The 13,924-nt window shown below is 62.7% G+C and carries 11 protein-coding genes; 3 read left to right on the top strand and 8 right to left on the bottom strand.

The features are described 5' to 3' along the window. Positions 1-22 precede the first annotated feature (22 nt). From FHX14_RS00970 to FHX14_RS00960, 3 genes are all read right to left on the bottom strand, one after another. Positions 23-1,954 (bottom strand): DUF4384 domain-containing protein, encoded by a 1,932-nt coding sequence (locus FHX14_RS00970; protein ID WP_184375514.1) that lies wholly within the window; start codon positions 1,952-1,954, stop codon positions 23-25. A gap of 211 nt (positions 1,955-2,165) precedes the next feature. Beyond that, positions 2,166-2,543, bottom strand: coding sequence for a hypothetical protein (locus FHX14_RS00965; RefSeq protein WP_184375512.1), 378 nt, complete (start codon positions 2,541-2,543; stop codon positions 2,166-2,168). Positions 2,544-2,720: 177 nt separating this feature from the next. Further along, positions 2,721-3,311: a hypothetical protein gene (locus tag FHX14_RS00960; protein WP_184375510.1), complete on the bottom strand. Its 591-nt coding sequence runs from the start codon at positions 3,309-3,311 to the stop codon at positions 2,721-2,723. A gap of 180 nt (positions 3,312-3,491) precedes the next feature. Between FHX14_RS00960 and FHX14_RS00955 the strand changes: the two genes are divergently transcribed. Beyond that, positions 3,492-5,096, top strand: a complete 1,605-nt coding sequence (locus tag FHX14_RS00955; RefSeq protein ID WP_184375508.1) for a hypothetical protein — start codon at positions 3,492-3,494, stop codon at positions 5,094-5,096. A gap of 270 nt (positions 5,097-5,366) precedes the next feature. Here FHX14_RS00955 and FHX14_RS00950 read toward each other — a convergent pair whose 3' ends face one another. From FHX14_RS00950 to FHX14_RS00930, 5 genes are all read right to left on the bottom strand, one after another. Continuing rightward, on the bottom strand, positions 5,367-6,584 hold the full coding sequence (locus tag FHX14_RS00950) for an isoprenylcysteine carboxylmethyltransferase family protein (protein ID WP_184375506.1): 1,218 nt from the start codon (positions 6,582-6,584) through the stop codon (positions 5,367-5,369). Positions 6,585-6,598: 14 nt separating this feature from the next. Beyond that, a complete protein-coding gene (locus tag FHX14_RS00945; protein WP_184375505.1) occupies positions 6,599-6,940 on the bottom strand; it encodes a hypothetical protein in 342 nt (113 codons plus the stop codon). Between the two features lie 24 nt (positions 6,941-6,964). Beyond that, a complete protein-coding gene (locus FHX14_RS00940) occupies positions 6,965-9,547 on the bottom strand; it encodes a caspase family protein (protein WP_184375503.1) in 2,583 nt (860 codons plus the stop codon). Between the two features lie 246 nt (positions 9,548-9,793). Then, a complete protein-coding gene (locus FHX14_RS00935) occupies positions 9,794-11,071 on the bottom strand; it encodes an L-fuconate dehydratase (RefSeq protein ID WP_184375500.1) in 1,278 nt (425 codons plus the stop codon). A gap of 86 nt (positions 11,072-11,157) precedes the next feature. Continuing rightward, on the bottom strand, positions 11,158-11,892 hold the full coding sequence (locus FHX14_RS00930) for an SDR family oxidoreductase (protein WP_184375498.1): 735 nt from the start codon (positions 11,890-11,892) through the stop codon (positions 11,158-11,160). Between the two features lie 304 nt (positions 11,893-12,196). Here FHX14_RS00930 and FHX14_RS00925 point away from each other — a divergent pair, with 304 nt between their 5' ends. After that, positions 12,197-12,982: an IclR family transcriptional regulator gene (locus FHX14_RS00925; RefSeq protein WP_184375495.1), complete on the top strand. Its 786-nt coding sequence runs from the start codon at positions 12,197-12,199 to the stop codon at positions 12,980-12,982. A gap of 76 nt (positions 12,983-13,058) precedes the next feature. Continuing rightward, positions 13,059-13,895 carry an amidohydrolase gene (locus tag FHX14_RS00920; protein ID WP_184375493.1) on the top strand — a complete coding sequence of 279 codons (837 nt, stop codon included), beginning with the start codon at positions 13,059-13,061 and terminating at the stop codon, positions 13,893-13,895. Positions 13,896-13,924: the final 29 nt, after the last annotated feature.

Raw genomic sequence — 13,924 nt, 5'->3', positions numbered from 1 at the left:
GGCCAAACTCCCCTCGCCCCGGCTATTCGCGACGCCATTCGACGCGGCGGTTCAGCGCATCGACATCGTCTTCGGTGAGGTTTGCTGTTGCCGTCACATCCACCGGCTCGGAAGCGCCGCGGCCTTCGGCGTCGATCGTTGCGTCGATGCCGTTGCTCTTCAGGAAATCGGCAACGGCCTGGGCGCGGCGCTCTGACAGTTTCTGATTATAGTCGTCAGCGCCGCGGCGGTCGGTGTGGCCGATGAGGATGATGCGGCCGGGCTTCTGCTCCTTCAATGCCTCCAGCAGTTCCTGGGCGGCCTCGGTGCCGATCGAGGTGAAGCTCGACTTGTTGAAGTCGAAGGTGATCGGCACCGGAATGGAGACCGGCACGATGCCGCGGACATTTTCGGAATAGATGCCGCCGAGCACGCCGCTGCGGTGATCCTTCTCGGCCGGCACGAAGCTGCCTTGCGGGTTATCGCTCGTCGGGTTGGCGGCAAGGATACGGGCCTGGGCGGCGCGCTGGATGAGGTCGGAGATCGTGTCGGCCGGCGGCGCCTTCGGCGTGCGGGTCTCGTTCTTGATGATTTCGATCGCCTGCTGGTAATCGGCGGCGGCATCGGCGAAGCGGCGTGCGGAGAAATAGATCTCGCCGAGCGTGGCGGAGGCCTGCCAGAGCACCTGCGGGCTGTCGGCTGCGACAAGCAGCGGCTCGTAATCGGCGACCGGCTGGTTGGCGGCCATCATCTCCTGGGCGGCGGAAAGCCTGAGGGCCGCAACGCGGCGCTGGGCATTCACCTGGAACTGGCCGCACTCGGCGCTGACGGCGATCGCATCGGCCTCGGAGGCGGCGGCATTGATATCCTTGGCGGCGACGGCGGTGTTCAGCTTGTCGAGAAGGGCGGTGCAGGCTGGTGTATCGGCATTGGCCACCTCGATTTCCTCGCCGGCCTGGCCAGGCTCGGCCGAGCGGCCGAGGTTGAGCTGCGGCATCTTGATGCTGAAACCGCCGGGCAGTTTGAATTGCGGCATCTTGAGCTGCGGCATCGGCAGCTTCGGCATCTTGCTCTGGGACGACTGGGCCGGCTGTTTATACTGCGTCGGCCGGGTGGACGAGGTGGTGTCGGCGGGGCCGATCAATTGCAGTTCGTCGGCGGCAAGCTCCTGGCCGGGCGCCAGATTGGTGACGATCTTGTATTTCTTCGGCGGCTGTTGTGCGGCCTGTTCCACCGGCTTCGGGGCCGCCGGCTTTGGGGCTGCCTTCGGTTTGTCGACCGTTTCCGGCTTCTTGGCAGCTTCCTGTTTGATCACCGGTTTCGGCTTCGGAGCGGCTGCCGGTTTCGGCGGCTTTGCTGCCTGTTCGACCGGTTTTACCGCGGGTGCTGCTGCGACGGGCGGGGCGGCCACGGGCGGCAGGGCCGCGGGGCTGTCGACCGTCGTCAGCATCAGCGTCTTGCTGCTGATCTTGGTGCCGAGGCTGCGGGCCTCTTCCAGGCTGCGGGACACGGCATCCATGCCGCCGTCGACCGAGCGGAACATGCCGCTGCCGCTGCCGCCGAGATCGGCGAAGATGGTCAGCGGCTTGGAGGAATAAAAGACCTTGATCTGCTCCTGGCCCACAGGGCCGGAGACCTGCAGCCGGGCGCCGCTCGCCGGATCCGGCACCTGCACGCGCTTGCCGGGCCCGACAAGGGCATCGGTCTGATACTTGTTCGGGAAAAGTTTGATGACGGAACCGTTCGGCGAAACATTCAGCACCGTGACATAGCTGTTCTCGGTCGACTGGATGAACAGGCCGACGACTTCGCCGATGGCGTATTTGGCATCGGCGCGATCGAAGGTGATGCTGACGGGGCCGGTCTGCGCCGGGGCTTCGGTCAGTGTGCGCTCATTCTGCGCCAAGACGGCGGGAACCACCGCAAAGAACGAAAGAAGGGTGGCTGCTGCCAGGATGGCTTTGCGGTGTGGCATGGAAAAACCTCCTCTTCGAACAATCTCACACTGTGTTGAAGATGAGAATAGCACCGACCGGCGAAATTGGGATGGCTTTGCCTGTCTTGCTTGAGGGAGGGTTACAAATTATTTGGAGCCGGGAAGAAACCGTCCCGGAAAAGACGTGGTCAAGACTCTGGATCGGCAATATCCGCCGCCAGATCTAGTCTTTTTGACTTTGGAGAGCCGCTTAGTTCTTGGGTTTCTGCCCGGCCGATTTCAAAATCGAGATCAGGTCGCTCATGCCTTCGGGCGAGGAATTGTAGAGCCAGAGAATATCCGGATTATCGACCGTGAATTCCTTGCCGGCGCCTGAGCCCATGTCGCGGCCGGGCGAGGTCGCATCCGGGAGTTTGCCCGCGCCGGGTGTCAGCCCCTTGGCGCTTTCGTGTTCTGTGATGATCGCAGTCGCTGCGGCAAAGGCCTTTTCGTCATGCTGGCGGAGTGCCGCAAGCGCGGGGTTGCGCGCCGCAAGCGCATCCTCGGCCGGGCCGGCATGGCCAAGCTGAGGCATCTGCAACGCCAGCAGGAGGCCGATCGACAGGGGTATGAGCCGGGATTTCGTCATCGTCGTCACATCCGTCTTATGGGCGCTACCGCGCGCGACCACTGCTTGAATAATAGGCTTCCGGACAATAGGCAGAGGCCGGAAAGATGGCAACGGCGCTCAGTGCCAATCGGTTGGGAGGGTTGAAATCGGGTTGCCGTGAGCGCATCGCCCGGAAAATCGGGTCGCGGCGCCGGGTCAGAGGATCTTCAATTGCTGGAGGCTGAGGCGCAGATCCCGCAGCATTTCGCCGAAGATCTCCTCGATCGTTCCCATCGACCAGACCACCATGGTGCCATAGGGCGAGCGCTTGCGCTGCATGAAGCCGGCGGTCTCGAAATCGATCAGCGTCTTGCGGCAGGTCTCGCTCGACATCACAGCCACCAGGAAACGGGCGAGATTGGACTGGTCGATGGCGCCGGCTTTCTCTGCCCAGTTCTGGATCAGCCGCGGCTTGGTGTCGGCGGTGAACATCGAGGCGAGCGCCCGATCCTGCGACAGCCCCAGGCGCTGCAGCTTGGCCGGATCGCGGGTGAGCGAAACCACGTAATCATTGTGCAGATCGGCGAAGCGCTCGATATCCTCGGCCGTATTGATGCCGAAGACCTTCATCGAGTAGAGGAACTCGGCCATCAGATAGGTCGGCTCGGAGCGCAGCTGCGCCAGATGCTTGTCATCGGTGCTTTGCGAGGCGGCGCAGACGCGATCGGAGAAGCCTATCCTTGCGGCACGCACCTGCTCCAGCAGGCTGATGTCGAGCGCCAGTTCGTCACCGTTCCATTCCAGCATAGGCATTTCCCGCCAGCAAATCTTCGAGACGATGTTCTTGTACTATCGCCGGCGCCAATCTCCAAATCGTTTGGAAAGCAACGGCTTGCTGACAAGCCGCATCTATCTTACCATTTCCAAGACTTGACGGTCAGAGAAGGCCGAGCCGGCCTGACATCGTCCTGTTCGGGGGTCGAGGACATGCGTAGTTTTGGGTCGCATATTCTGATTGCCGCGGCACTTGCGGTCGCTTCGCCGGTTTTTGCCAAAGATACGACAATCATCGAGCTTCGCAGCGGCGATGGCGGCCGCTCGGTCGGCATTATTTCCGCCAGCGAGGAAGTCGAGGCATCGGGACCGGCGGCGATCACCGTCGGCGACGACGGCACCATCTATATTCTCGACCAGAACAATGGCCGCGTGCTCGCCATCGACGCCGAGCGCTCGCAGGCCGAGCCTGAAATCCTGCCGCTGCCGGAAAATGCCACCCCGGAAGATCTCGCCGTCGTCCACAACGAACTCTACCTCTGGTCGGACGGCGTCGTCCCGCTCGAGCGCTCCACCGAAGCCGACGGGAGGTCGCAGACGCTGCGCGCCGTCGATGGCGGCGATGCTGACGATTATACCCGCTCGGTTTTTGCCTCGATGGGCTCGGTGCCGCCGGGGCCGCTGAACAGCATCGTCGACGAGATCGGCCGCAGCACCAGCCGGCCGGCGCCCCGCCCGCCGGTTATTCAATATGTGCCGAGCCGCGGGCTCGGCGATATCGTCGCTGAAGTCTCGGCCGCAAACGACAAAGCGGAGATCCTGCTGCGGCGCAGCAGCTCGGAGGAGAATTTCCTGTCGCTGCCGCTGACTGCCGAGGGCCGCATCGGCACCGTCGAACTTCTCGACATCGACACGACGGGCAGACCCTATGCGCTGGTCGAACTCGTGCCCGCCGATCAGCCGGAGCGGACCGGTATGCTGGTGGTGCGCTTTACGCCGAACGGGGCGATCGACCGGGTCTACGATCTGCCGATCGACCCCGGCACGGTCTTTTCCAGACGTTTCGTGGCGATCGGCCCGCGCGGCGACGTACTCTATCTAAAATCGCAGGAAAGCCGGGCGCAGGTGCTGCGGCTCGACGGCCGCGACCCTGGCCGAAAGCTGGCCGTCGCGCGGCCCGCCAAGCCGCTCGTTGCCGGCAAGCCGGGCAAGGCGCCGAAGGTGGCGATCGTGCCGAAGTCGCGTAGCGACGTCATCGAGCGGGCGATCGGCTTCGAGACGCTGAACTGGCTGGTGACATCAACCGCCTATGGCAAGGACCCGGGTCCCGGCTGCATCAACATGAACCGGCTGCGCCGGCCGATCTACCTGATCGGCAAGCGCGGCCAGACGGTCAAGGGCGTTCCCTATTGCTGGGGCTGCAAGACGCGGCTCGAGGATTTCATGGACGGCGTCGAAAAGGGCCAGACCGCCGGCAATGTCTGCACCAAGAGCGCGCCGCAAACCAACATCCTCGGCGTCGACTGCTCCGGTTTCGTCAGCGACGCCTGGGGCCTGAAGATGCATGTCTCGACGCGCGCCATCCCGGGGATCACCAATCGCGTCCCGGACCCCTGGTCGATGCGGCCGGGGGATGCGCTGAACAAACCCGGCTCGCATGTGCTGTTGTTCATGCGCTTCACCGACGACCGCAAGGTCGAAGTGATGGAGGCTTCGCCAAACGCCTGCAAGGGCCGCGTCTGCCGCAACACCTATTCGCTCGGCAGCCTGTTGATGCGCGGCTACCAGCCGGTGCGCTTCAAGGGGCTGGATGGGTGAAGGGCGGGGGCGTCGCGCCGGCTGTCTGCTGCATAATTCAAAGTATTACAGCGGCCGCCGCAGCCGTCTGAGGCATGCGGACAACATTCCTGACGCGGGTGTCCACGCTCGTCCTCCGTCATACCAGGCCTTGAGCCGAGCATCCACACGGCACCCACCAGCAGCCGCGGCATGGGTCCTCGGGTCAAGCCCTGGGTCAAGCCCGAGGACGACGGAGATGTGGGGATGCGTTTCGGCAAACTCACCCTCGCCTACATCTTGCGGGTCTTTTCAGACGCGCGGCACAGTCGGCGCCAGCCGCCGCTTTGCCATGGCCAGAAGTCCATGCGCGGCGACAGTCTCCGCATATTGCCGATAGGCGGGATCTCGGCTCAGCATGCGCTCTTCGGCGCGGGCGCGCAGCAGATATATGAGACTGACGATCGCCAGCATGCCTGCCCGCGCCAGTCCTTCGGCAAGGCCGCTGGCGATGAAGCTTGGGGTCGCAAACAGCCACCAGGAAATGTTCTTCGAGACATAGGCCGGATGTTTGAGGAAACGGTAGGGGCCTGACGTGATGATGCCGCGATGGGTCAGGTTGGAAAAGCGCGGCCCGAAGGCAATGGTCGCCCAGACGTAGATTATCGCGCAGGACAGGGTCGCAACGCTCCAGACGAAGTAGACCACCGATCCCTCCTGGATAACGCTCTCCCAACCCGGCCCGGCACCATAGGGCACGAAGGCGCTGGAAATCGCCGGGAAGAACGGCTCGTAGCAGATGAGGCAGACGAGCCAGCCGAGCGCCGTCGTCTCCGTCGCCCTGACATGCCATCCGAACAGCTTGAAGGTGGCGATGTAGCCGCCGGCCGCCAGGATGACGTCGAGAAGGAAGACAAGCCGCAGCAAGCCTTCGAACCATGCGGCTGAAAAGGGAGGTAACAGCCAGGCTGGTTTGTCGGCAATATCGGAAAGCGCCGCTATGCCGCTTGAAAACATCAGCACGAGGAAGAAGCATTTGATCGTCAGCAGGCGCAATGCGAACAGCACGTCCTCTTCGCGAAAATCCTGCATCAGCACCGCACGCCCGACCTGATGGAGATAATCGTCGGGCTCCTCGGCGACGAGATCGGTGACCGCGACGTAGAGAATGGTGGCGCCGGCAAGGACGATGGAAATGGGGATGGTCGTGTGGCCGGTCCCGATGAACCATTGGACCGCCGACGACTGCGTGAAAAACGGAAAGACCGAGCAGGCGATGACGACGGCACCCAAAAGCGCAGCGAGGCCGACAAGCTTGGTCCCGATGCGCCGCCAGAAGAGGGTCGAAGCTTCGTTCCGCCTCTGTCTCGACACCCAAACCCCTCGGGTGGCCGGCATGCCATCAACGACGATCCAAACGAGGAGAAGGAAAAACAGCGCAAGCGCCATCGCCTGGCCGGGCTCAAGCAGCAGATAGTTTGAGAGCGCAATGCCGGCGACGCCTCCGATAAGGGTCGCAGCTTGAATCATGAAGGATCCTGCCCCTACCAGGACGGGCCGCCGCTCGAAGAGTTGCCGGAGCTAGAAGAACCACCCGAACTCGATGAGCCGCCACCCATGCCACCGGAACCGGAGCCGGAGCCGGAATTCGAACCGGAGTCATTGCCGGAACGGCCAAAAGCCGTCTCATTGCTCTTTGCTACCACCTTTTTGACAGTGGGTGTTGTTTTCCTGGTCGGCGTGGCGTTCGGGGTGTTCCTATTCGGCTCTTCGCTGGCGAACAGCGTCTTGGCGCCTGGGTCGAACACACAACTCTGTAGGATAGCGGCTGAGCCCGCGATGAAGGTAGAGCACAATAGCACGCGGATGATGAGTTTGCTGTTCATGTAGGGCGCCCCCGGTTCGCCATTTCAGAAGAGATCGTACCTCGGATTTCGCTTTACCCATGTCGCTTTGGCGAGCTTAACGAGCCTGTCATCGATCGACTTAGATTTTGGAATTGCTTTTTGCTCCTGAGCAGTCAGGTCGGCGACAAAGGCGGCCTCTGCGTTCTTCTTCGCAGCATTGGGCAGCCTCTTGAGTTCTGCCAAAGCCTGGTTCTTCGGATCGCCGCTGCCCGGCATGTTGATGGCGGTCGCCAGCGCGAAATAATGCGCCGCCGTCGCCAGGCCGTCACTATCGCCGCCTTCTTCCTTCGCCATTACGGCACGGTCGAGAGCACCCCAATAGTCGCCGCGTTCGGCGCCCATCTCTAGCCACTTCACCGCTTCCGTCTTGTCTGCGGCAACGCCAACGCCGTCGCGATACATGCGCCCGAGGTTTGTCGGGGCATGAGGCTGTCCGCCTTCTGCAGCCCGAGTGAAAAGGTCAAGTGCCTTGGTAAGATCCTGGGGGGCACCTTTTCCAAAGCGATAGACCAGGGCAAGATTGTTCAAGGAGTAGATGTCGTTGCGTTCGACGCCGGCCTCATAGAAACGAATACCGCGCTCGGGATCAGCTGGGACGTTGACACCATTCAGGAAGATATATCCGAGCTCGTTCATCGCATAAGTATGGCCAAGGTCGGCGGCCTGCAGCATCATCCGCAATCCCTCTTGCTGATTGGCCTTGGTACCACGGCCGTAGTAGAGAGCTTTGCCGTAGCTGTGCAGGGCGAAGGGATCGCCCTTGGCGGCGCCCCCTTTAGCGATCTCGCTGGCCTTGGCGGCATCACGTGGAACGGAAGCGCCAAACTCATAAAGGCTCGACAATTCCTGAATCGCCCGGACATGCCCGGCATCCATTGCCTTCTTGATCGTGGCGAAAGCCGTCTTGGTGTCGCGGTTGGCGAGCGCGGCGCGGCCGAGCTGGTACACGAAGCGGGCCACCTCGGGATAGGCCTTCACCGCTTCCGTGCAGGCAGGCAGGGCCACATTCGGGTCGATCTCGTTCGGCAGCTTGCCTGCGGTTACGCCCTGCAGGTCGAGGGGTGCGGCGGCTGATGTATCGCAGGCGTCGAGCACCGGCTTGAAGGTGACGGTTGCCGCCGGCAGGTTGTCATTGGCCGCCTGCAGCGTCAGGGCGAAAGGCTGGTTTTCCGTGCCGATCTGCGGCTCGTAGGAAAGGCCCGGAATATCGGCTGCCTCAAGCACATGGCCGAGCCCGATCACCCGGTCTCCGGCCCGCAGCGTGCCCTTGTCGGGCAAGGCTGCGACCTTGAAAGTCATTTCGGCGGCCGATGCCGGAACGACCGGCAAGGTTATCTTGACCGGGCCTACGCCGATCGGCGTGTCGACGTCGCGTGGCAGCGTTTTCAGATAGGCGTCGGCATCGGCGAGCCGCACCTGCTTTTGCTGCTCGAGCTGGGCGAGCTTGGCGCCGGCATCGGCCGAGACGGTGATCGCGACCACGCCCTGCGTCGCCTGGCCGTAGGGATCGCTGACGGTATAGCCGATCAGGCCGACGGTTCCGGCGTTAACGCCCGAGGAATCATAGGTGAGTGCCGTCAGCGCAGCAGCCGGCATCTTGGCGCCCTGCTCGACCGGCTTGCCGTCGAAGCTGAGCTTGCCGGTCTGCGGAAGCTGGTTAAGGGTGACGAGCAGCGCCGAGCCGGTCTCGTCATGCGGCGGAGCGATCGGCAGCTTCGTGGCGGAAGCCCCTTCCGGCACGCTCACCTGCTGCATCGGCTCGACACTCGGCGGCGGCGGCGCCGGAATGAAATAGAAGCTGTCCATCAGCGAGGAGTTTTCCCAGGGGACCTGCTTGCCGCCGGTCATGGCGATCACGTCGCGGCGCACATCGGTCAGTACCTGGCGGATTTCCTTGTTGGGTTCGCTGGCGCGTTTGATGAAGGATTCGGAATAGGGGCTGAGCGCGCCCTCGCCGTCGAGCGCCACCTGGCCCGGTTCGGTGGAGAAGGCGATCAGGCTGCCGAGATCGCTGTCGATGCGCGCAAGGCCGCGGGTGGCGCCGACCGGCTCCAGTTTTTCCGCCATCCAGAATTTCTGGGCGTTGAAGGGATTGTTGCGGCAGGCATCGAGGAAGATCAGCTGCACCCGCGAATTCTGCTTGAGATGGTTGAGGATGAGGTCGAGCGGCATGGTCTGCGTCTCGACGTCATAGGGTGTCTCCAGCGTCGCATCGACCGGCACGAGGAAATTCTGCCCGCCGACCTGGATGCCGTGGCCGGAATAATAGATCAGGCCGGCCTCGGCATTGCTGGTCGAGCGCAGGAATCGGCGCACCGTATCCTCGAGCCCGATGCGATCGACATTGACGCCGATCGTCACGTCGAAACCGGCCGCCCGCAGCGTGGCCGCGACCTCTTCGACATCATTGGCAGGATTGGGAAGCGAGGGCAGCGTCTTATAGACCGAGTTGCCGATGACCAAGGCGACGCGGCGTCCGTTCTCACCTTCGGTGATGGCGGCACGTGCCGTGCCGATCGACAGCAGCATTGCCGAAGCAATCAGCAGATAGGCGCACAGTCTCTTGACGTGGTAAAACTTGGGCATGGCTCGATCGCAAACATTCTATTGTTTAAGTTCAATAAAATTTGCTGGCCTGCTGGTGCTGGGCCCCCTCCGCATTCACCGTTTGAAAATATTCCTCACTGCTAAAAAAAGCAAGCTTCGCCCGCCTCCAAGTGAATTGGAGCAGTCCCGTCAGATTGGAAGCCCCATCGGCGTCAGGAAAGACTGTCGAAAACAGGAAATTATCCTGCGGCCGGCAGCGGATACGTCGGAGCTGGCGAAGTTTTCTTATCTTCGAAACGTATAGTTGCTGATCGAGGCCGGTTTCATCTCGATCGAGAAGCCCGGCTGAGTGGGCGGCATATAGGCGGCGTTCTCGATCCGGCAGGGATCGAGGAAGTGTTCGTGCAGGTGATCGACATATTCGATGACGCGGCCTTCCTTGGTGCCGGAGACGGCGACATAGTCGATCATCGACAGATGCTGGACATATTCGCAAAGACCGACACCGCCGGCATGCGGCCAGACCGGCAGGCCGAATTTGGCGGCAATCAGCAGGACGGAGAGAACCTCGTTCAACCCGCCCATACGGCAGGAATCGATCTGGACGATGTCGATCGCGCCCTCGGCGATGAACTGCTTGAACATGATGCGGTTCTGGCACATCTCGCCGGTCGCGACCTTCACCGGCGCGATCGCCTGGCGGATCTTGCGGTGGCCGGCGACATCGTCGGGGCTGGTCGGTTCCTCGATGAAGAAGGGCTTGGCCGGGGCAAGCGCCTTGACCCAGTCGATCGCCTGGCCGACATCCCAGACCTGGTTGGCGTCGATCATCAGGTAACGATCGGGACCGATCACTTCGCGGGCGATCCTCAGGCGGCGGATATCGTCGTCCAGGTCGCGGCCGACCTTCATCTTGATATGGTTGAAGCCGGCGTCGATCGCCTCCCGGCAAAGGCGGCGCAGTTTCTCGTCTTCATAACCGAGCCAGCCGGCCGAGGTGGTGTAGCAGGCATAACCCTCTTTTTCGAGGATGGCGATGCGTTCGGCCTTGCCGGTTTCGGCGCGCTTGAGGATCTCGACTGCCTCCTCACGCGTCAGCACGTCGGTGAGATAGCGATAGTCGACGATATCGGCGATTTGCTCAGGCGACATCCCGGCGACCAGCCGCCAGACCGGTTTTCCCGCCTGTTTGGCAAGCAGATCCCAGACGGCGTTGACGACGGCGCCGGTCGCCAGATGAATGGCGCCCTTTTCCGGGCCGATCCAGCGCAGCTGGCTGTCACTGGTCAGATGCCGCCAGAATTTGCCGGGATGGCCGAGCACCTCGGCAAGCTCGGCACCGACGACGAGATGGCGCATCGCTTCGATCGCCATGCAGCAGATGTCGTTGCCGCGGCCGATGGTGAAGGTCAGGCCGTGGCCGGCAAGATCGGGCGTATCCGTATCGAGAACGACATAGGCGGCCGAATAATCCGGATCGGGGTTCATCGCATCCGACCCATCCAGGCTTTGCGACGTGGGAAAGCGGAGATCGAAGACACGAAGGTCGGTGATGCGGGTCATGGTGTATTCTCCGTTAACGGGGTCGGTTGCAGGCGGGGCGCGGCCGGGATCGGCCGGCTGCGTGCCGGCCACATCGCTGAATCGGCTCAGATCGTCCAGCCGCCGTCGATGGCGATTGCCTGGCCCGAGGTGTAGGTGGCGCCGGCGAGATAGACGGCGAGATCGGCGATCTCTTCGGGCGAACCGAGCCGGCCCATCGGCTGGCGGGCGATGAAGGCGGCGCGGGCCGCGTCATAATCGCCCTGCGCGCGCATGCGGTCCTGCAGCGACGGGCTTTCCACCGTGCCGGGGCAGATGGCGTTGCAGCGGATGCCGTCGGCGACATAATCGGCGGCGACGGATTTGGTCAGCCCGATGACGGCGGCCTTGGTGACGCCATAGGCGAAGCGGTTCGGCACGCCCTTGATGCTGGAAGCGACCGAGGCCATGTTGATGATCGAGCCGTCCTTGCGCTCCAGCATGCCGGGCAGCACGGCGCGGATGGTGCGGATCATCGCCTTGACGTTGAGGTCGAGGGCAAATTCGAAATCGGAATCCTTCATCTCCAGGATCGAGCCGGCATGCACGAAGCCGGCGCAGTTGAACAGCACGTCGACCGCGCCGATCTCGGCGACGAGAGCCTTGACCGCATCCTCTTCGAGCACGTTCAGCTGATGGGTGGAAACGCCGGTTTCCGCTGCCAAGGTCGCCAGCGCCTCGGTATTGATGTCGGTCGCGTGGACCTTGGCGCCGGCCGCGGCAAAGGCTGTCGCCGTCGCCCGGCCGATACCCTGGCCGGCGGCGGTGATGAGAACGATCTTGCCGGAAAGTCTGTTTGTCATGTCACGGGGCCTTTTCTGGAATTGTCTGCGCGGAACGATGGGATGCGTTTTGTCTGACGAAGGCGGGGCTCACCCTTTCCCATTTTGCGCGCTGTGACCGCTCTGCGGCAAGAGAATGCTGGCAGCCTGCCGCCTGGTTTCGTTTCGGAAGCGCGCTAGATCTCACCGGATCCCAAGCGACGTCTTCAGTTATGATTTGTCTGTTTATAGACAAACAGACGATTAGCCAAGGGTCAAGCGCAAACTTTTCCTTTTCCGGCTGCTGTTCTGCGTATATGCAGAATGATATTCACAGGAGGAAGGAATGGAGACCGAGGAGTCAGACCGCTATCGCGCTCCGGCGCTCGACAAGGGCCTCGATATCCTGGAATTGCTCGCCGGCGTCGACAGCGGCCTCACCCAGGCCGATATCGCCAAGCGGCTCGATCGCAGCCCCAACGAATTCTACCGCATGCTCGACCGCCTGGTGCGCCGCGGTTATGTCACCCGGCTGGACGGCGACCGTTATTCGCTGACGCTGAAGCTCTTCGGCCTGGCGCAATTGCATACGCCGGTCCGCCGGCTTGCTTCCTATGCGACGCCGCTGATGCGCGATCTCGCCCTGCGCACGCGCCAGGCCAATCACCTCGCCGTCTTCGACCGCGGCGCGGCTGTCGTTATTGCCCAGCAGGAGGCGCCGGACTATTGGGGCTTCTCGATCCGCATCGGCGCCCATATCAGCCTGTTCGACACCGGTTCGGGGCATGTGCTGCTCGCCTTCCGCAGCGCGGAGGAGCGGGAGATGATGATCTCGGAACATGTGCGCAGCCGCGCGGAGATCGAACTCAGGTCCGATTTCTACGATCGTCTCGACCAGATCCGCGAGCGCGGCTACGAGATGATGGCAAGCGCCCAGACATCGGGCGTCTACAATCTTTCCGCGCCCGTTCTCGGGCCGGACGGGCGCTGTATCGCCGCCCTTACTTGCCCCTTCATCGCGCTTGTCAACGCACCAACCGCCCCCGATATCAGCCAGGCGACCATGCTAGTGCAAAAGGCGGCCAAGCAGCTTTCGCTGCTTGCCGGCGCCGACGTCGCAAGCCCAGACTGAGGGGCGGCAATTTCTATTTGAACAATCCATTCACCAGGGATAGCGTGCGGCAAAGCCTGTCCTGGAGGAGAAAAGCGTGCTCATCGACACCCATCTGCACATTATCGATCGCTCGGCGCTGCCCTATCCCTGGCTTTCCAAGGTGGCCGATCTCGATCATGATTTTCTCTATGAGACCTACGCGGCCGAGGCGCGGCGCTGCGGCATCACCACGGTGCTGCACATGGAGGTCGACGTCGATCCCGCCGCCATGCAGGCCGAGACCGACCATATCGCCGGCATTGCCAAAAAGACAGGCAGCCTGATTGCCGGCGCCATCGTTTCCTGCCGGCCGGAGGAAGAAGGCTTTGCCGTCTACCTGGAGCGGCAGCAGGCCGATCCCTTCGTCAAGGGATTCCGCCGCGTGCTGCATGTCGTGCCCGACGACGTGTCGGAAGGCGCCCTGTTTCGCGAAAACATCCGCCGCATCGGCGGCAGCGGCCTGACCTTCGACCTCTGCACATTGCCGCACCAGGCGGGCCGCGTTACGGCCCTCGTCGATCTCGCCCCGGATGTGCAGTTCGTGCTCGACCATTGCGGCGTGCCCGATATCCGCTCCGATGCCTACGAGCCGTGGAAGGCCGGCATCTCGGAGATCGCGAGGCGGCCGAATGTCGTCTGCAAAGTCTCCGGCGTCGTTGCCTATGCCGATGCCGAGACATGGACGGCGCAGACGCTCCGGCCCTATATCGAGCATGTCATCGCAAGCTTCGGCTGGGATCGCGTCGTCTGGGGCAGCGACTGGCCGGTGTGCACGCTCGGCGGCGGCCTTTCCACCTGGGTCGCTGCGACCCATGCCGTGCTGTCCGGCAGCAGTGAGGCGGAGCGCTCCAGGCTGCTTTTCGCCAATGCGCAGCGCCTCTGGTCGCTTTGACGGCGATCATTTATCCAGGCGGCCAGAGC

Origin of the sequence: Rhizobium sp. BK619 (assembly GCF_014195245.1) — a bacterium.
Lineage (GTDB): Bacteria > Pseudomonadota > Alphaproteobacteria > Rhizobiales > Rhizobiaceae > Rhizobium > Rhizobium acidisoli.
The sequence above is the reverse complement of the archived record's forward strand: the minus strand, read 5'-3'. Positions and strand labels throughout refer to the sequence as shown.